The following is a 20,616-nucleotide window of genomic DNA, read 5'->3' as shown; positions in this document are numbered from 1 at the left end:
CTCGCGCGGCTTGGTCGACCTCTCGTCACGATCAGCAGAGCACCCTACGCTCAGCCCAACGGCCGCGTGCGGCGGCTCGGAGTTCGTGACGAGGGGTCACCATGAGCGGTCGTGTCGTTCGTTGGATCGCGAGCCTGGCGTTGATCATCGCCGGGGGTCAGATGGGTACAGCTGCGGCGGCGACCGCGGCTGACAACGTCAGTCCGGAAGTGGAGTTCTTCTGGGTGAAAGAGGGTCTCACCGTTCATCTGCAGTCCGGCGCCTACGACCCTGACGGCTCGATTACCGCGTGGACGTGGATGTGTGGCAATGGTTCGGAGGTCTCAGGCTCTGAAGCGGATTGTCACTATGGCCAATCGGGGACCTACTCCATCACGTTGACGGTCACGGACAACGACGGGTCTCAGGCGTCGATCACCCACGGCGTGACGGTCGGTGAACTTCCGCAGGAGACGGCTGACTTCGGATGGACCCACTGGCTTCTTCGCGAAGTCGAGTTCTCCTCAGGCAGCGACGACGAGATCGGTTTGACCCACATCTGGGACTTCGGTGACGGCTCCACGTACGTCGGGGGAGGCTCGACCGACGTGCCGATAAGTGTGTGGCACACGTACGAGGCGGCCGGTGTTTACGACGTCACTCATACGGTGACCGGTTCAGGCGGCAGATCCAGGTCGGTGACCCACGCGGTCGAGGCGGCCGCCTTCGTCGGTCCGGGCGCGTGGATCGAGCCCTCGGTGAGCGGTCGTTCGGCGACTCTCCATGCACGGACGCAGTCGAGCGACTTCTCCGACGTCATCTCGTGGGAGTGGACTTTCGGCGACGGGACCTCCGGCAGTGGCGAGACCGTGACCCACGTCTACCCCGCCGCGGGTACGTATCTCGTCACCGTGCGCGTCGTGGACTCGGAGGGTGACGCCGGCACGAGTCGGCGCTACATCACGGTTCCACCGGCCCCGACTCCACTGGCGCAGGACGGCTTCGATCGCTCCACGGCGCGAGAGTGGGGTGCGGCTTCCGTTGGTGGCGAGTGGGCTCTCGACGGGTTCGCCACCGACTTCGCGACCGACGGCAACCTCGGCAAGATCACGACGAGCGTCGCCGGGCAGGGTGATCGCGCGACGCTCTCGGCAGTCTCGTCGAAGTCGACCGATGTCACCGTGTCGTACGGGGTCGACAAGCTCGCCAACGGCGGGGGCACTGTCATCTCATTGGGCGGTCGCGCGATCTCGAAGAACGACTACCGAGCGAAGGTGAAGATCGCCGGTGACGGCACCCAGACCCTCGTTCTGGTCCGAGTCGTGTCCAATGCCGAGACGACCCTCGGCTCGGTCGTTCTCGGCAGGAAATACGCGCCTGGGCTGAGGATGCTCATCCGCCTCCAGGTGGAGGGTTCGTCGCCGACGACCCTACGTGCCAAGGCGTGGCCAGCCGAGACAGCGGAGCCCTCGGCCTGGTCGTTGGCGAGTACTGACACCACTGCCGTGCTTCAGGTCGCCGGCGGAGTCTCCCTGATGTCATACGTGTCCGGCTCGGCCACCAACCTGCCGGTGACGACCTCGTTCGACGCGCTCCGCGCGACGGCCGTCGGCGAAACGGCGACTTCGGGCAACGTCGCACCCGTTCCGGACTTCAGGTGGACGGTGAGGGGTGTGACGCTGGACTTCTACTCGATCTCCGTCGACAAGGACGGGTCGATCGTGAAGTATGCATGGGACTTCGGCGATGGCGCGACGTCAGAGGGGTCGGAGGCCTACCGGAGGTACGCCTCGGGCGGGGACAAGACGGTCAAGCTGACCGTCACCGACGAAGATGGCGCCTCGGCCACGATCTCGCGCCAGGTGACCGTGGTGCCGGCGAACACGGCTCCTCTCGCGGATTTCACGAGCACGGCGAACGGGCGCAGCGTCAACTTCAACTCGACCTCGACCGATCCTGGCGGCAGCATCGCCTCGTACCGGTGGTCCTTCGGTGATGGGGACACGTCGACGTCGGCTTCGCCGACCCACCTCTACGCGACCGCTGGTGAGAAGACCGTGAAGCTCATCGTCACCGACAACGACGGAGCGCCGAAGTCCGTGACGAAGCAGATCACCGTCCCGGCCGCGAATGCGGCCCCCACCGCCGACTTCAGCGTCGTCGCCAGCGGACTGCGGGCCACCGTGAGCTCCACGTCGACGGACGTGGACGGGATAGTGGTGTCCACCCTCTGGGACTTCGGCGATGGCGCCTCGTCCGTCGCCCGGACCGCGACCCACGACTACGCGACACCCGGGGAGAAGACGATCTCGCTGACCGTCAAGGACGATGCCGGCGCCACGTCGACGATCTCGAAGAAGATCACGGTGACCTCGCCGACCGACAATTCGCTCGCCCGCGACGGCTTCGGGCGAACGGTGACGAATGGCTGGGCCAGCGCAGACAAGGGTGGAGCGTGGACGTTGGGCGGTGCGGTCGGCCAGTTCGGCGTGAGCGGCGGCGTCGGCACTCTCCTCATGCCCACCGCGGGCGCGGGGGCGACGGCGACCCTGGCGTCCGTGTCGTCGGCGGCGACCGACGTGTCGATCACGTACAAGTCCGACAAGATCGGCACCGGCAACGGGGTCTACCTCAGCCTGGGCGCTCGAGCCAGTGGCGCGAACGACTACAGGGCGAAGGTCAAGCTGGGCGCGGACGGCAGTCAGGTGTTGAGCGTCAGTCGAGTCGTCGCCAATGTGGAGACCGTGCTGGGGTCGGTGAACTTGCCAGCCAGCCTCAACTACTCCACCGGGCAGCCGATGAGCCTGCGCCTGCAGGTCTTCGGCGCGTCGCCCACCACCGTGCGCGCCAAGGTCTGGAAGTCGGGCACTGCGGAGCCGTCGGCCTGGACCGTGTCCCGGACCGACTCGACGGCCGCGCTGCAGGGCAAGGGGGGCATCGCGCTGGTCGTGTACCTGTCCGGATCGGCGACCAACGCGCCGGTTCGGTTGAGCTTCGACGACCTCGTGGCGACCAGCCCGTAGGGCTCCCTCGCAACGGTTTGTGGACCGGATCACACCCCGACATGGGGCTCGCGTTGCAGGAAGAAATGTCTGTTACTGATGTGACTGGTGGGTGTCGGCGAATGTCCGCAAAGCGGTGTGAGCCGCCTCTAACCTGACAAGGTCGGCGCTCGTGGGGGATGCGCTACCACGAACTCACGAGGACCCGTATGAGCAACATCCTTCCCGGCATCCGCCGCATCATCGCCACGACCACCTCGGTGGCCGCCGTCGCCACCGGAGTCGTCCTGCTGGCCCCCGCGGCGCAGGCTGCGGCACCGGATCCGGCCACCCTGCCCGCCACGGTCTCGGCCGACGCGCTGCCCACCGTCCAGGTCGACGGCGTCGTCTGGGATCAGGCGATCTACGGCAACACGGTCTACGCGGTCGGCAACTTCACGTCCGCCCGCCCGGCCGGCGCCGCCGCGGGGACCGACGAGACCGGACGCAAGTACATGCTGGCGTACGACCTCACGACCGGCGAGCTCATCAAGAAGTTCAACGCCTACTTCAACTCGCAGGTGCAGTCCGTCTCGGTCGCCCCCGACGGGTCCGCCGTGTACGTGGGCGGTCAGTTCACGACGGCCAACGGCCAGCCGCGCAACCGCGTGGCCGCGCTCGACCCCACGACGGGCGTGCCGCTCGCGAACTTCGCGCCCGACGTGAACTCGCAGGTCATCGCCGTGCAGGCGACGGCGAGCACGGTCTACATCGGCGGCTCGTTCACCTCGATCGACGGCGTCGCGCGCAACCGCGCGGCCGGCCTCGACGTGGCGACCGGAGCGGTCACGCCGTTCGCGCCGAACGTCGCCGACTACGCGGTGCGCGGCATCGTCGCCAACGGCTCGAAGGTCGCGATCGGCGGCTCGTTCACGCGGGTCAACAACTCGAGCAACCCGGGCTACGGACTCGCGCTGCTCAACGCCTCCGACGGTGGCAATCTGCCACTGCCGGCGAACGCCAACAACGCCGTCCGCAACGGCGGCGAGGACGCCGCCATCTGGTCCCTCAAGGGCGACGACGACGGCTTCTACGGCGGCGGCTACCACTTCGGCTCCGGCGGCACGATCGAGGGATCGTTCATGGCCGACTGGGACGGCAACCTGAAGTTCGTCGAGGACTGCCACGGTGACACGTACGACGTGGCCCCGGCCGGCCAGGTGCTCTACGTCGCCTCGCACCACCACTACTGCGGCAACCTCGGCACGGGTGGCTTCCCGCAGACCGAGCCGTGGACGTTCTACCGCGGCTCGGCCGACACCAAGTTCGCGACCGGAACCGCGACGACGGACCCGTACGGCTACCCCGACCACACGGGCCAGCCGACGCCGACCCTGCTCAACTTCTTCCCGAGCCTGGCCGCAGGCACCATCACCGGCGCCGTGCAGGCCGCGTGGGACGTCACCGCGTCCCCGAACGGCGACTACGTCGTCTTCGGCGGCGAGTTCCCCGCGGTCAACGGCACGCCGCAGGCGGGCCTCGTCCGCTTCGCGAAGCGCTCGATCGCGCCGAACAAGGTCGGCCCGAAGTTCAGCGCCCCGCAGATGGACCCGACGGTGACGAACCTGTCCGCGGGCAGTGTGCGCATCGCCTGGCCGTCCAACTGGGACCGCGACGACCAACTGCTGACGTACAAGGTGTACCGCGGCGACATGAACACCCTCGTGCACCAGGAGACCCAGAACGCACGGTTCTGGGAGGGCAAGCCGATGGCATGGACGGACTCCGGCCTCACCGCCGGCAGCACCGTGAGGTACCGCGTCCAGACCGTCGATCCCTCGGGCAACGTCCAGAACTCGGCCTGGGTCACGACCACGATCTCCGACGTCGACACGATCGGCGACTACGGACGTGCCGTACTCGCCGACGGCGCCACCCGGTTCTGGCGCCTCGACGACGCCGACGCGTCGGTCCATGACACGGCGGGCGTCGACGACACGACCACCGGCACGGGCGTCACGCGGGGTGTCGCCGGTGCGCTGGTGAACTCGACCAACACGGCGTCGAGCTTCAACGGCACCGTTGACGGTCTTGTCGCCTCGACCCAGTTGATCCAGGGTCCGAACACGTTCTCGAACGAGGTGTGGTTCAAGACCAGCGGCAACGCCGGCGGCAAGATCTTCGGCTTCGGCTCCGCCAACGTCGGCAACTCCGGCAGCTACGACCGCCACCTCTACATGAACACCGCCGGCAAGCTGCTCTTCGGGATCTACCAGAACAACTCGTCCCTGACAGTGCAGTCGGGCTCCTCCTACAACGACAACCAGTGGCACCAGGCCGTCACGACTCTGGGCCCCGGCGGCATGGTGCTCTACGTCGACGGCAAGAAGGTCGCGGGCCGCGCCGACGCCACGAAGGGCCAGCCCTACTGGGGCTACTGGCGCATCGGCGGCGACGTCAGCTGGTCCGGCGCGAACTACCTCAACGGCAGCATCGACGAGTTCTCGACGTACGACGACACGGTGCTGACCCCGAAGCAGGTCAACCAGCACTGGATGGCCAGCGGCCGACCCAGCGCGCTCAAGGCCTCGCCGACCGACGCCTACGGCAAGCTCGTCTACGACGCCGACCCGTCGCTGTACTGGCGCCTGTCCGAGACCAGCGGGACGACCGCCTCCGACGCCTCGATCAACGGTGTCGACGGCACGTACGCGGGCAAGTACACGCTCAACCGGCCCGGTCTCATCAGCGGCAACGCCTCGGTGAACCTGCAGCGCCCGACGAAGTTCCTCAACATCGTCACCGCGGCGGGCGGCACCGTCGTGTCGAAGTCGTCGTTCGCCAACCCGACCGTGTACAGCGAAGAGGCGTGGTTCAAGACCGACATCACGACGGGCGGCCGGATCATCGGCTTCGGCAACAGCAGCAGCGGCTCGGCCTCCTCGACCACCGACCGCATGATCTACATGCTCAACGGCGGCAAGATCCGCTTCGGCGTGTACAACGGCGCCAACGTCATGATCGACTCCTCGGCGGCACTCAACGACAACAGGTGGCACCACGTCGTCGCCACCGTCGGGTCGGACGGCATGAAGCTGTGGGTCGACGGCAAGCTCGACGCCTCGAACCCCAACACCGTCTCGCGCAACTACACGGGCTACTGGAAGCTCGGTGGCGACAACACGATGGGCGGCGCCACCGAGACCCACTTCCTCGGTGACATCGACGAGGCCGCGGTGTACCCGCGGGTCCTGTCGCGATTCGAGATCGAGGACCACTACCTCGCCGGCGGCGGCACGCTGCCGAACATCGCCCCCGTCTCGGAGTTCACGTACTCCGCGGCCGGGCTCGAGACGCAGTTCACCTCGACCTCGACGGACTCGGACGGCTTCGTGAAGTCCTACGCCTGGACGTTCGGTGACGGCGCCACGTCGACCGAGCGGAACCCCACCCACACGTTCCCGGCCACAGGGACGTACGCGGTGAGCCTCACCGTCACCGACAACCACGGACTGACGGCGACCACGAGCCATCTCGTGACGGCGACGGCGCCCAACATCGCCCCGACGGCCGGCTTCACCGCCGACATGACGGACCTCAGCGGGACCTTCGCGTCGACCTCGACCGACTCCGACGGCTCGATCGTGGGCTACACGTGGGACTTCGGCGACGATTCCACGAGCACCGCGGCGAACCCCACGCACACGTGGACGACGCCGGGCACCTACACGGTCTCGCTGACCGTCACGGACGACCGGGGTGGCACGGACAGCGCCACGAAGACGGTCGTCGTGCGCAACCCGAACGTCCTGCCGACGGCGAACTTCACCTCCTCCTCGTCCTACCTGGCCGCGGCCTTCACGTCGACCTCGGCCGACAGCGACGGAACGCTCGTCTCGTACGCGTGGGACTTCGGTGACGGCACGACCTCGACGGTCGCCAGCCCGGCGCACACGTACCCGACCGGCGGGGCCTACCAGGTCTCGCTGACGGTCACGGACGACCGTGGCGGCTCCACGACGAAGACCGCGTTCATCATGGTCACGTCACCGCCCGCCGGGCTCCTGGCGAAGGACTTCTTCGAGCGCACGGCCACCTCCGCATGGGGCACGTCCGACTTCGGCGGTCCCTGGACCACCTCGGGAGCGCCGAGCAACTTCGCCGTGACGAATGGGCGCGGCACGATCAAGATGCCCTCGGCCGGCTCCGGCACGCGGGTCGCGATGAACGGTGTCACCTCCCAGAGCACCGACGTGACGCTCACCTACGGACTCGACACGATCGCCGGCGGCGGCGGGACGTTCCTCTACGTCGGCGGTCGCGTCGTCGGGGCGAACGAGTACCGGGCGAAGGTCAAGATCGGCTCCGACGGCGTCCAGACGGTGTACCTCGTCAAGCTCGTCGCAGGCACCGAGACCTCACTCGGCTCGGTGACGCTCGGCTCCGCGCTCAACTACACGCTCGACTCGCGCATGCGGATCCGGCTCCAGGCCGACGGCGTGTCGCCGACGACGCTGCGGGTGAAGGTGTGGAAGGCCGGCACGGCGCAGCCGAGCGCTTGGACCTACTCCAAGACCGACACGACCGTCGAGCTCCAGGCGGCCGGCGGGCTGAGCCTCGCGACGTATCTCGCGACCACGGCCACCGGCGCTCCCATCACGGCGAACTTCGACGACTTCGTCGCGTCGACCGTGGGCGCGAGCCTGCCGGGCGACCTGACGCCGAACGTCGCGCCGACGGCGGCCTTCACCGCGAACGTCGCGGACCAGAAGGTCGACTTCACCTCGACGTCGACGGACGTGGACGGCACGATCGCGTCGTACGCCTGGGACTTCGGTGACGGCGACACGTCGACGGCGGCGAACCCGTCGCACACCTACGCGACGGCCGGGGTCAAGACGGTCACGCTCACCGTCACCGACAACGTGGGCGCCACGGCGACGGTGACCAAGACGGTCACCACGACGCCGCCCAACGTCAAGCCCACGGCCGGCTTCACCTCGGCCGTGACGAACCTGAAGGTCGACTTCACCTCGACGTCGACGGACTCCGACGGCACGATCGCGTCGTACCTGTGGGAGTTCGGTGACGGCGACACGTCGACGGCGGCCAACCCGACGCACACCTACGCGACCCCCGGGGACAAGACGGTCAAGCTGACGGTCACCGACAACCGCGGCGGCACCGACACGATCACGAAGACCGTGACGACCACCCCCGTGCCGAACGTGGCACCCACGGCGGGCTTCACGTCGAACGTCACGGACCTCAACGTCGACTTCACGTCGACGTCGACGGACTCCGACGGCACGATCGCCTCGTATGCGTGGGAGTTCGGTGACGGCGACACGTCGACCGCGGCGAACCCGTCGCATGCGTACACGACGGCCGGCGACAAGACGGTCAGGCTGACGGTCACGGACAACCGTGGTGGCACCGACACGATCACGAAGACGATCACGGTGGTGGCGCCCAATGTGAAGCCCACGGCCGACTTCACCTCGGCCGTGACGAACCTGAAGGTCGACCTCACGTCGACGTCGACGGACTCCGACGGCACGATCGCGTCGTACGCCTGGGAGTTCGGTGACGGCGACACGTCGACCGCGGCGAACCCCTCGCACACGTACACGACGTCGGGTGACAAGGCGATCAAGCTGACGGTCACCGACAACCGCGGCGGCACCGACACCGTGACGAAGACGGTCACGGTGGTCGCAGCGCCCAACGTCGGGCCGACGGCCGCGTACACGGCGACGGTGTCGAACCTCAGCGCGGCGTTCACCTCGACGTCGAGCGATCCGGACGGCACGATCGCGTCGTACGCGTGGGAGTTCGGCGACGGTGGCACGTCCACCGAGGCGAACCCCTCGCACGCCTTCGCCTCCGCCGGTGACAAGACGGTCAAGCTGACGGTCACCGACAACTCCGGGGCGACCGCAGCGGTCACCAAGACGGTCACCGTCACGGTTCCCGCGAACGCCCTGGCCGTCGACGCCTTCGGTCGGACCTCCACCTCCGCGTGGGGCGCGGCCGACACCGGCGGCGCGTGGACGCTGGGTGGCTCCGCGAGCCTGTTCAACGTCGCGAGCGGCACCGGCTCGATCAGGATGGCCACCGGCGGTTCGGGCACGAAGGCCTCGCTCAACGCGGTCTCGTCGACGTCGACGGACTCGAGCATCAGCTACGGGGTCGACACGATCGCCAACGGCGGAGGGGTCTTCCTCTCGCTCGGCGGCCGCGTCATCGGCACGCACGACTACCGCGCCAAGGTCAAGATCGCGGCGGACGGCACCCAGACGCTGTACCTCGTCCGGCTCATCTCCGGCGTCGAGACGACGATCGCGACGACGACGCTCGGCAGCGACCTGACCTACACCTCGGGCGTGTCGATGCGACTGCGCCTCCAGGTGACGGGGACGGCCCCGACGACCGTGCGGGCGAAGGTCTGGAAGGTCGGCGGGAACGAGCCGGCCGCCTGGACGCTCACCAAGACCGACACCACCAGCGAGCTCCAGGCCGCCGGAGGCATCGGTGTCGCGGTCTACCTGGCCTCGAGTGCGACGAACGGCCCGATCCTGGGCCGGTTCGACGACCTCGTCGTCGTGCCGGCGGGTTGAGTCGATGACGGGGGAGAGCTCATGACGGTCCAGGCGACGACGGGGGACATGATGACGGGGGATCGGGGTCGGCTGCGGCTCACGGTGGCGGCACTGACGTACCGCCGCAACGAGGACGTGCTGGGGCTGCTCCCGGCCCTCGTCGAGCAGGTGGGCGAGGTCGGCGAGTACGACGGGCGGATCCTCATCGTCGACAACGACCCCGCGGGTGGTGCCGAGCCGGTCGTACGCGCGTTCGCGACGACCTCACCGGTCGAGGTGACGTACGTCCACGAGCCCGTGCCCGGGATCGCCGCGGGCCGCAACCGGGTCCTGACCGAGTCGGTCGGCGACGACCTGCTGGTCTTCATCGACGACGACGAGCGGCCGCATCATGGCTGGCTGCGGTCGCTGCTGGGTGCGTGGCAGGAGCACGACCGGCCCGCCGCCGTGTTCGGGCCCGTCCTGTCGGTCTTCGAGCAGGAGCCCGACGAGTTCGTCGCCGCAGGTGACTTCTTCCGTCGGCGTCGCCTGCCGACGGGCACCGAGATCGAGGTCGGCGCGACGAACAACCTCGTGTTCGACCTGTCGCAACTGCAGCCGTGGGAGCTGCGGTTCGACGCCGAGCTCGGTCTCGCCGGCGGCAGCGACACGCTCTTCACGAAGCAGATCGTCGCCCGCGGCGGCCGCATGATCTGGTGCGACGAGGCGATCGTCGACGACCGGGTCCCCGCCGCGCGGGTGAGCCGGGACTGGGTGCTGCGTCGAGCCCTGCGCAGTGGGAACAGCTGGAGTCGCACGACGCTCATGGCCGCAGGCGGAGGCGTCGTGCTGCGGCTGCGGCTCACCGTCGCGGGCGCTGTCCGGCTGGCCGGCGGCGGCGCCCGATGGCTGGTCGGTGTGCTGACACGGTCCCTCAGCCACCGCGCGAAGGGCCTGCGCTCGGCGGCCCGTGGACTGGGCATGGCCTCCGGTGCGTGGGGCTGGTCCTACCAGGAGTACCGCAGGCCCTGACCGCGGCCGCGGAGCCTCAGGCGTTCTCGTCGCCCGCGGTGGGCGTGGTCTCGGCGGTCTTCGTCTTGCGGCTGCGCCGCGTGGAGCGCTTCGACCGGGGGGCGGACTGCTGCGTGGGTGGACGCAACATGTCGGCCAGGGCGGCCGCGGCCGCGCCCAGGATGAGGCCCAGGACGGCGCCCGCCGCGAGGTTCAGCCGCTTGTTGGGCGACACGGGGCCCGAGGAGGCGACCGGCGAGCCCACCTGCCGCAGCACCGCTCCGGTCTCCTTGGCCTCCAGCGTGGCCACCTGCTCGGAGAACGACTCGGCGTAGGCCTCGGCCACGTCGACCGCGAGCTCCTTCGAGGTGTTGATCGCGGTGACGTTGAGCACCGCGGCGTCGGTCGCGGCGGTGACCGTCACGCTCGCCGCGATCGCCTCGGGACTCTGGTCGAGGTCCAGTTCGCTCTGGACCGACCGGGAGACCTCCGGGATGTCCAGCACGGCGTACGAGCGCACGCGCTGGATGGCGAACTGGCCGTTCTGCAGCGCCGACTGGTCCTTGCCGCCCGGGGTCGTCAGGAACAGCTGCGCCGTGGCCTTGTACTGCGGCGTGGCGGAGTAGGTCGCGTACACGGCGAGCCCGAAGACGGCCGCGGCGGTCACGAGGAACACCACGAAGTGGCGACGCAGCACCTCGAGGTAGGCGCGCAGTTCCATTCGTTCACCCTCTTGCTCGGCTCGGACCCCCGATGATGGAGTTCCCCGTCATCGTACGTACGTCGGCAACTCCTCGGGTCGGATGTGGCGATCGTCATGTGCTTTCTCAGGCTCGGAGAAGTCCCGGAACGCCCGGGAAGGACGCTGCTCGCGTTGGTACCGTGGAGGCCGCGGCCCGGTGCCGTGGCGTCCAGCGCAGATCGGAGTCGACCATGTTGCTGCTCGGCCTCGTGGTCGCGGCGATCGCGATCGGCACGTGGGGGCTGTACTTCGTCGGTCGTGGCGGCTGGGCGCGGGTCACCGCGGGTCTGTACTACCTCTCGCCGGCGATCACCGTGGGCCTGCCGATCAGCGTCGTGTGGTCGCTCGTCACGGCCCCGTACGTGCTGTGGCGCGATGCTCGCTGGTTCCGGATGCCCGTCGTGTGGCTCGTGGTCTGCTTCGCCCTGCTGAACGCCTCGGCCTACCTCTGGTCGCCGCAGCCCATGTCGGCCCTGTTGTACGGGATCGGACCGATGCTGGCGGTGGCCTTCGTCTTCGCGGGCACGATCGGCAGCATCCAGCGATTCCCCGCCGTCGTGCCGTCGCTGCTCGCGGTGCTCACCCCCGTGGTCCTCGTCGAGGCGGCCTCCACGATCCTCTTCCGGATCCGCCCCGACCTCGAGAGCTCCTACTACGCCTCGGCGCCCGCCCTGCTGCTCCTGGGTCCCAAGACCAAGCAGCTCAGCGAGGGGCTCCTGGTCAACAACGTGCTGTACCCGGAGAAGGCCGGCGGGATCCTCTTCCTCAACGGGAACCGCGCGTCGATGGTGCTCGGCGTGACGGCCTTGGTCTACGCGATGTACGCGCTGGCCCGACGCAGCGACCTGGCATGGATCGTCGCGCTCGTCGCCGCCACGGGCTGCGGCTTCTCCGGCTCGAAGACCGGTCTGGCGCTGCTCGTCGCGGTGCCGTTGATCGCGTTGTTCTGGGCCGCCTTCACGGGTGCCGGGCCGGCCGGGCGCATCCTGTCGACCGTCGGTCTGCTCGGTGTCTCGGGGGCCACGGCGTGGATCACCCTGAACACGGCTGACGACTACATCACGCGGTCGCAGACCGCGCTCATTCCCCGGCGGGAGCTCTGGGCCACGGCGCGGGACGCCTGGCTGGTCCACCCGTGGCACGGACTGGGGTTCGGTGGCTGGGAGAACTACGCCAACGCCCGCTTGCCGTCACTGGCCTTCCAGCAGGTCGCCGTGGTCGTCTTCCCCGAGGACTACCCGCCGCACAACAGCATCCTGTTCTCGCTGACGCGGGTGGGGATTCTCGGCGGAGTGCTGATCGTCCTCATCACCCTTGCGGGGATCCGGACCTGCGTTCGCGGGATCGAGTCCTACGGGCAGTTCTCGACGCGACTGGCGATGACGTTCGCCGCCGGCACGTGGATCTGGGTGTTCGTCCACGCCATGGGCGACAACACCGAGGTGTTCGGCACCTTCCAGTCACTGCCGATGCTGGCGGTGGCGATGGGCTTCTGCGTGCTCCTGCAGTCGCCGCGCCCCGACGACCCGTCGGAGGACGAGCCGGATCAGTCGTCGCCGGCGATGACCGCGACGTCCTCGGGCCCGTAGATCCCGGCGATCCAGCGGTCGTTGACGCCGCCGGCGACGTTCGACTCGGTCAGCGACGTGACCTGGGACCCGGGGATCAGCGGGAAGTGGATCGGCGTGCTGCGCACCTGTCGCACGCGGATGCCCAGACGCAGGGCCACCCAGTGCAGCCAGATGTCGTCGGCGGTCGGTGCGGCGTCGGTGAAGGCCGTCGCCCGCGCGGCGAGCTCGTCGAGCATGCGCGGTGGGTACAGGACGCCCGAGACCCCCGTCGCGAAGTGCGCGAACGACGGTCGGTCGCTGCGACACCTCGGCCACGAGTCGTAGGGCGACAGCCGGTCGCCGTCGACGACGATCCGATTGCCGCGGTGGCAGACCACGACGTCCGGATCCTCGGCGTGCGCGGACAGCAGATCGGCCAGCCAGCGTCGCGGGTACATCACGTCGTCGTCGGCGGTGACGAGCGGCAGCTCGTGGTGCTCGATCGACGCGGCGTAGGGGTAGTACTTCTTGTGCGGGCCGAGGTCGCGGGTGGGCCGGATCTCCAGTCCACGCGCCTCGAGTCGTCGCAGGTTGACCGGCAGGGCGTCGCGGTCGAGCGGCTCGTCGAGCCACAGGACGAGGCGCCGGGGCCGGACCCGGCCGGCTCCGATCGACTCGATGGCCCACGCCACCTCCGCCACCCGGCGGCCGTAGCTGGTCAGCGAGACCACGACGGGGGCGTCGCCGACGACCGATCCCCGCGAGAGCCGGTTCCGGGTGCGCAGCGCGACGACGAGGATGCGGTTGCGGATCCGCTTGCGGTACGTGCGGACCCGGTTGCGGACCGATCGAGCGAACCGTCTCACCGGCGCCTCCCGAGGATGTCGGCCCCGAACGCGACCGTGGTCCGCAGGGCCTCGCGATGGATGAGCCACACGACGACCGTGAACACGGCCGCGTAGGCGAGGAAGCCGACTCCCAGCGTCAGGGCGTCGGACCAGCCGGCCAGGCGCAGTCCGAGGTAAGCGGCGGCCGCCACGATCGAGCCGTTCACGGCGGGGGCGACGGCCCGCAGCTGCTCGCCCAGCGTGGCGCCGGTGAGCCTGCGCTGGATCGCCAGCAGCACCGGAGAGAGCAGGAAGCCCGCGATCGTGTAGCCGAGCGCGACGCCCACGACTCCGTACTGCAGGCCGACGACGATGCCCCCGAGCTGGACGACGGTGGCGAGCAGCTCGTAGCGCAGGTTCAGCCGGGCCGCGCCCATCGCCTTCATGAGCGAGCCGGTCACGTAGAACACCGTCTCGCGCGCTCCCGCGACCGCGAGGACGGTCAGCACGGGAACGGCCGGCGCCCACGCCTCGCCGAGCACGACGTGCACGATCTGCGGCGCGGCGACGGCGGCGAACACCATCGGCGGCACCGCGACCATCGCGAGCATCCCGATCGCCCGGATCAGGTTGCGGGCGACGCGTTCACGGTCGTCGGCGAACCGGGAGAACGTCGGGAACACGACGCGGTTGACGGTCTGACCGATCAACTGCACGGGGACGACGAGCACCCGGTAGGCCATCGCGTAGTAGGACAGCGCCGTCACGCCCAGGTAGTGGCCGACGAGGATGTTGTCGGCGTTGCGCGAGAGGTAGGCCAGCGAGTTGACGCCGAGGATCCGCAGACCGAACGGCAGCACCGTGCCGAGCGGGGCGGTCGAGAGGTTGGGTCGCACGCGTGCGGCGAAGACCATGACGACCGCGATGAGCGCGTCGGTCGTGAGCACCTGCCAGGCCATCGACCAGAATCCGGCGCCCCACGCGGCGGCGGCGATCGCGGCGACCGCGCCGACGGCGCCGCCGGCCACGTCCGCGACGGCGATCGCGCGGAACCGCAGGCCCCGCATGAGCATCGCCCGCGGGGTGATCGCGACGGCCTTCAGCATGAGACCGACGCCGAGCACGCGCAGCAGGTCCGCCAGCGGGGGTTCGTGGAAGAAGGTCGCGACGGGACCCGCCAGCAGCCAGGTCGCGCCGGCCAGGACGAGGCCGACCAGCAGGTTCAGGCTGGCGACCGCGCCGGGGGCGCGCGGGTCGAGGTTCTTGTGCTGGACGATCGCGGCCGCGAGCCCTTGGTCCAGGACGAGCGTGCTCAGCGTGACGTAGACCGTCGCCGCGCTGATGACACCGAAGGCGTCGGGGCCGAGGATCCTCGCCACGACGAGGGCGGCCACCATCTGCGAGGCCTGCCGGCCGAACACCGCGACGAGGCTCCAGCGGACGGCATCGGTCCCGCCGCGGGCCCCCGCGGCGGTCGGCGCTCCGGATGTCGCGCGCTGCTCCACCTGTGGATCCTAACGGCGGCGACGGAGTTTCCGGCCCGATCCGGGACGGACACTGGCGCGATGAGACTCGCATCACGCATGATGGAAAAAAGGTGAGTTCGCTCGGAGGGGACGTCTCAGCCAGGCGGTACGTGTCTCATCACGCGTGACACCACCTCCGTGCCGCTCGCACGACGCCGTTCCCGGGACGGAGGACTCCTCGTTCCAGGGACCGTACCCATGAACAGATCGCACCCGGCGGGTCTCCTCGTCATCACGCTCCTCCTCGTCCTCATCGGTGGCGCACTGCCTGCGCAGGCCGACAGCCGGCCGGCCGATCCCACCGACCCGACCACCCCACCCACCGTGACGGCGGACGGTCTGCCCACCGTCCAGATCAACGGAGTGGTCTGGTCGCAGGCGATCGTCGGCAACACCGTGTACGTCGGCGGCAGCTTCACGAACGCCCGCCCTGCCGGCAGCGCGCCCAACACGAACACGACCGCGCGCAGCAACCTGCTCGCGTACGACATCCGCACCGGCAACCTGATCGCCGCGTGGGCTCCCAGCGCGAATGCGCAGGTGCGCTCCGTCGCGGCGTCGCCCGACGGCAGCCGCATCTACGTGGGCGGTGACTTCACCTCGATCAGCGGCCAGACCCGCAATCGGCTCGCGGCGATCGACCCGACGACGGGCGCGGTGCTGCCGTGGACGCCGAACGTGAACGGTGTCGTGCGAGCCGTGGCGGCGAGCTCCACGACCGTCTACGCGGGCGGCCAGTTCACCGCGATCGGCGGGCAGGCTCGGACGCGCGTCGGAGCGGTGAGTGCCGCCACCGGCGTGCCCACGTCGTTCGCGCCGACGCTGGCGTACGGCGACGGCAACGGCTACGTGTGGGCGATGGCGCTCTCGCCCGACCGCTCCAAGGTGGCGATCGGAGGCGCGTTCGTCACCGTGAACGGTTCGGGGAACCCCGGGTACGGACTGGCGGTCCTCGACGGGACCTCGGGGGCGCTGCAGCCACTGCCCGCGAACTCCCAGGTGCGCGACGGCGGGCAGAACGCCGCGATCACCTCGATGGCCTCGGACGGCGACAGCCTGTACGTCGGCGGCTACCACTTCGGCTCGGGCGGGAACCTCGAGGGCACGGCGCGGATCCGGTGGTCCGACGGGACCCTCGTGTGGGTCGAGGACTGCCACGGCGACACGTACGGCGTCTGGCCGGTCGGCGACGTCGTCTACGAGGTCGGCCATGCCCACTTCTGCGGCAACCTGCCGGACGGCTACGGGCAGACCTCGACCTGGACCTTCCACTACGGCATGGCCTTCACGAAGCAGCCCCTCGGGAAGCTCGGTCGGGAGAAGTACTCGTACGCCAACTGGGAGGGCACGCCGTCGCCATGGCTGCTCAAGTGGCTGCCGCGGCTGACCCAGGGCGCCTACACGGGCGTCAACCAGGCGGCGTGGACGATCACGGGCAATGCCGACTACGTCCTGCTCGGCGGTGAGTTCCCGAGGGCGGGGACGTTGACCGGCGGCGGACTGGCGAACTCGCAGGGCCTCGTCCGGTATGCCCGGCCGGGGCTGTCGCGCAACCGGGTCGGTCCCGAGATCACCGGCGCCGAGACGGCTCCGTCCCTGGCGCCCCTCGGCGGTGGCGTGGTCCGGGTCGGCTGGATGGCGAACTGGGACCGCGACCAGGAGAACCTGAGCTACCAGGTCGTCCGCGACGGTGCCGTCGTGGGAGAGGTCTCGTCGAGGTCGTCGGAGTGGTACCGCCCGTGGCTCGGCCTGACCGACACGGCGGTCACGCCGGGGGCCCACACGTATCGGATCGACGCGATCGACCCTGACGGCAACGTCGTCCAGTCGACCACCACCTCGGTGCAGGTGCCGTCCGGCGGCACGGCACCGGGGGCGTACGCGAGGCGAGTCCTCGCGGACGGGCCCGCGCTCTACTGGCGACTGGGCGAGGGCTCCGGCAACGCCGTGGACGCGGCGGCCTGGCGCAACGGCACCGTCGTCGGCGGCGTGACGCGAGGCCAGGGCGGCGCCGTCGGGGACGGCACGTCCGCGGCGACGCTCAACGGCTCCAGCGGGGGAGTCGTCGCGAGCGACGGCTCGGCGGCCCAGGGCACGGTGCAGTGGCCGAACTTCATCTCGCTCGAGGCCTGGATCCGCACGACGACGACGCGCGGCGGGATGATCTGGGACTTCGGGGCGGCGCGCACGGGCGGCAGCAGCACCTTCGACCGCGCGCTCTACATGACGAACAACGGCCGGCTCGCCTTCTCGCTGCGTCCGTCCGACCTGCGCACGATCACGACTCCGGGTGCCTACAACAACGGCCAGTGGCACCACGTCGTGGCGACGGTCGGCTTCGAGGGCAGCGCGATCCACGTCGACGGGGTGAAGGTCGCGTCGTCGACGACCGCGACGCAGGGCTCCGACGCCTATGGCTACTGGCGCCTCGGAGGCGACGCCACGAACGGCCTGCCGAACCGGCCGACGAGCGCGTACTTCGCGGGCACGGTGGACGAGGCGGCCGTCTATCCGAAGACGCTCAGCACGGCCACGATCGCGGCGCACAACACGATCGGCCGGACCGGAAGCGCCGGCAACCAGTCGCCGAACGCCTCCTTCACGACGCAGGTGAACGCCCTGTCCGCCTCCTTCGACGCCTCCGGCTCGAACGATCCCGACGGCACGATCACGTCCTACGCGTGGAACTTCGGCGACGGCTCGACGGGCACCGGCGCCACGGCGTCGCACACCTACGCGAGTGCGGGCACGCGCACCGTGACGCTGACCGTCACGGACAACGGCGGGGCCACCGCCACGACGACGCGCAGTGTCACGGTCGGCTCGCCGGATCCCGACCCGACCGCACTGGCCTCCGACGACTTCGGACGCGTCCAGTTCAACGGGTGGGGCTCGGCGGACGTCGGCGGGGCGTGGACGACGACGGGTTCGCCCTCGATCTTCTCCGTCACCGACGGGGTCGGACGGTTCACCCTGTCGCCGGGACAGGGGCCGCGCGCGAATCTCGGCTCGGTCTCCTCCGCGAGCACCGACGTCTCGACGAGGTTCGCCCTCGACCGCCTGCCCACGGTCTCGTCCGTCTACACCTCGGTCACGGGACGTGTCGTGGGCGCGAACGAGTACCGGGCGAAGGTCCGCGTCAACCCCGATGGCTCCCAGAGCGTGTCCCTGGTCCGCCTCGTGGGATCGACGGAGACGACGCTCGTGTCGACGAATCTGTCGACGGTCGCCCAGGCAGGTACCCCGCTGGCCGTGAGGCTGCGCGTGTCGGGCGCCTCGCCGACGACGCTCTCGACGCGCGTGTGGCGCGCGTCCGACGCGGAGCCCGGAACGTGGGACCTGACGACGTCCGACGGGACGAGCGGACTGCAGGCGGCCGGCGGGGTCGGGGTGGCGGCGTATGTGTCGAGCGCGGTCGCGAACGCGCCGATCCAGATCAGTTACGACGCATTCCGCGCCGAAACACTTCCGTGATGTGGCCTTAATACACGAGTGGTTCGCCTGACAAGGGCCTGATTAGTGTGATATTCGTCGCATTGGCCGCGAGACGGGTGTGAGGATTCGGGGCGCTTCCATTAGGTTTGCACGAACGCGTTGCGGCTCGGGCTCGCTGCGCAACGAGTTCTCGTCGTCCTGCGAGGACCCGCCCGAGTACGAGGAGTAACACCACGTGAGTACGACCGTCGACCGCACGCCCTCGGTCCCCCGCCGGCGTGGGTCCGGCCGCCGCGCCAAGCCCGAGGCCATCACCGTGCCCGGACCCGCGGTCCGTGAGACCCCCACCGGCTTCCGCGCGCGGGTGATGCCCGGCGGTGCCGGCCACGACGGCTCCGGTCCGGGACACCACGGCTCCGGCGGTGACTCCGGTCCCCGACGTCGCGGCGTGGGTGTGCGGATCGCGCTCGTGATCGGCCTCCTCGGCGCGATCCTCGCGGCGGCGTTCCAGGGTCAGCTCGCAGGTGCTGCGACCGCGGCGACGATCGCCGTCCAGCCGGGCAAGTCCGTCGACCGAGTCGGACCCGACACGATCCTCGACGGCCGCGTGACGGCCTCGTTCCTCGCGCCCGCGACGAAGGCCGACTTCTATGCCGGTCTCGACCTGCGCACGTCGTCGTCCAGCCGGTACCGCGTCAAGGTCAAGTTGCTGCCGGACTCGACGATGGCCGTCCAGGTCGTCCGGGTGTCGGGCTCGTCCGAGACCTACCTCGCCGGCCGCACGCTGCCGACCACGTTCGCGACGAACCAGCGGATCTGGGTCCAGGCCGAGATCTCGGGCATCTCCCCGGTCGTGATCAAGGCCCGGGCCTGGCCCGGCGGCACGACGATGCCCGCATGGCAGTCGGCGGCGGTCGACAGCTCCACCAAGCGGCTGACCTCCGCGGCGCCGATCCGCTTCTGGTCCTACCTCTCGTCGAACGCGGCCAAGCCCGTCGAGGTCTCCTTCGCGAACCTCGGCGCCACGGCGATCGCGGCCTCCGGTGGCGCCGTCGCCACGACCGCGCCCCCCGCGACGACGCCGCCCACGAGCGCCGCCACCACGGCGCCCACCACGGCACCCACCACCACGGCCACGGTCGCCCCCACGGCTCCGGCACCCACCGCCGCCCCGACGACCCCGCCCCCGCCGACCGGCTCGGCCAGCGCGGGCAAGCCGAGCGCGAGCTCGACCGGCGTTCCCTCCGGCGTCAAGCTCACGCGGCACGACGGCAACCTCGTGATCTCGAAGGACGGCACCGTCATCGACGGGCTCGACATCCACGGGTTCGTCGACGTCAAGGCCGACAACGTCAAGATCACCAACTCGATCATCCGCGGCGGCACGGGAACCTCGTTCCGCGGTCTGCTCAACTCGCTCAGCGCCAAGGGCCTCGTGATCGAGGACTCCGAGTTCATCCCCGAGCGCCAGACCGTCTACCTCGACGGGATCATCGCCCAGAACTTCACGGCCCGCCGGATCCACGTGATCGGTGGCGTGGACAACGTCAAGATCATGGGCAGCAACTCGACGATCGTCGACTCGCTGCTGGAGGACACGGCGTACTTCGCGAGCGATCCGAACCAGAGTGGCGGACCCACGCACAACGACAACATCCAGATCAGCACCGGCACGAACATCGTGCTCAAGGGCAACACGATCCGCGATGCCCAGACGCACACGATCCTGGGCCAGGCGTCCACGGGTCCGGCCGGGCTGAGGATCGAGGGCAACTGGCTCGACGGCGCGATCTGCAACGTCAAGCTGCAGATCCGCAACGGCTACAAGCTCACCGGATCGGTCACGAGCAACAAGTTCGGTGCCAACCGGGTCTACCAGAAGTGCAAGATCTCGGTCCAGAACGGGATCACGGGCGTCTCCGCGTCCGGCAACGTCATGGAGGCCGACGGCTCCCTGGCCGACACGATCCTGTGGGAGAACTGA

Annotated in this window: 9 protein-coding genes; 6 read left to right on the top strand and 3 right to left on the bottom strand. The window is 69.6% G+C overall.

The genetic code is table 11. The annotated features are described in order from the left end of the window. Positions 1 to 101 precede the first annotated feature (101 nt). The 3 genes from ACT26F_RS10175 to ACT26F_RS10165 all read left to right on the top strand — a co-directional run bounded on the left by ACT26F_RS10175 (position 102) and on the right by ACT26F_RS10165 (position 10,573). A complete protein-coding gene (locus tag ACT26F_RS10175; protein ID WP_471670416.1) occupies positions 102 to 3,002 on the top strand; it encodes a PKD domain-containing protein in 2,901 nt (966 codons plus the stop codon). 188 nt (positions 3,003 to 3,190) lie between these two features. Further along, on the top strand, positions 3,191 to 9,580 hold the full coding sequence (locus tag ACT26F_RS10170) for a PKD domain-containing protein (protein ID WP_471670415.1): 6,390 nt from the start codon (positions 3,191 to 3,193) through the stop codon (positions 9,578 to 9,580). A gap of 21 nt (positions 9,581 to 9,601) precedes the next feature. Continuing rightward, complete coding sequence (locus ACT26F_RS10165) at positions 9,602 to 10,573, top strand: glycosyltransferase (protein ID WP_471670414.1); 972 nt, start codon at positions 9,602 to 9,604, stop codon at positions 10,571 to 10,573. A 16-nt stretch (positions 10,574 to 10,589) separates the two neighbouring features. On the opposite strand, the gene ACT26F_RS10160 is transcribed toward ACT26F_RS10165, so the two are convergent. Next, complete coding sequence (locus ACT26F_RS10160; protein ID WP_471670413.1) at positions 10,590 to 11,273, bottom strand: YveK family protein; 684 nt, start codon at positions 11,271 to 11,273, stop codon at positions 10,590 to 10,592. A 212-nt stretch (positions 11,274 to 11,485) separates the two neighbouring features. On the opposite strand from ACT26F_RS10160, the gene ACT26F_RS10155 reads away from it, so the two are divergent. Further along, complete coding sequence (locus ACT26F_RS10155; protein WP_471670412.1) at positions 11,486 to 12,883, top strand: O-antigen ligase family protein; 1,398 nt, start codon at positions 11,486 to 11,488, stop codon at positions 12,881 to 12,883. On the opposite strand, the gene ACT26F_RS10150 is transcribed toward ACT26F_RS10155, so the two are convergent. After that, complete coding sequence (locus tag ACT26F_RS10150; protein WP_471670411.1) at positions 12,841 to 13,710, bottom strand: hypothetical protein; 870 nt, start codon at positions 13,708 to 13,710, stop codon at positions 12,841 to 12,843. The two genes, ACT26F_RS10155 and ACT26F_RS10150, sit on opposite strands and share 43 nt — an antisense overlap. Beyond that, a complete protein-coding gene (locus tag ACT26F_RS10145) occupies positions 13,707 to 15,176 on the bottom strand; it encodes a lipopolysaccharide biosynthesis protein (RefSeq protein WP_471670410.1) in 1,470 nt (489 codons plus the stop codon). The genes ACT26F_RS10150 and ACT26F_RS10145 overlap by 4 nt, the downstream gene beginning before the upstream one ends. 219 nt (positions 15,177 to 15,395) lie before the next feature. Between ACT26F_RS10145 and ACT26F_RS10140 the strand changes: the two genes are divergently transcribed. Both ACT26F_RS10140 and ACT26F_RS10135 read left to right on the top strand, forming a co-directional pair. Continuing rightward, the gene (locus tag ACT26F_RS10140) at positions 15,396 to 18,671 is read left to right on the top strand and encodes a PKD domain-containing protein (protein ID WP_471670409.1); all 3,276 of its coding nucleotides are present in this window, start codon (positions 15,396 to 15,398) and stop codon (positions 18,669 to 18,671) included. A 196-nt stretch (positions 18,672 to 18,867) separates the two neighbouring features. Further along, a complete protein-coding gene (locus ACT26F_RS10135; RefSeq protein ID WP_471670408.1) occupies positions 18,868 to 20,616 on the top strand; it encodes a right-handed parallel beta-helix repeat-containing protein in 1,749 nt (582 codons plus the stop codon).

The sequence above is a fragment of the Aeromicrobium sp. SP1 genome, assembly GCF_055663785.1.
Note: the sequence above shows the minus strand (reverse complement) of the source record. Positions and strands in the feature narration are given on the sequence as shown.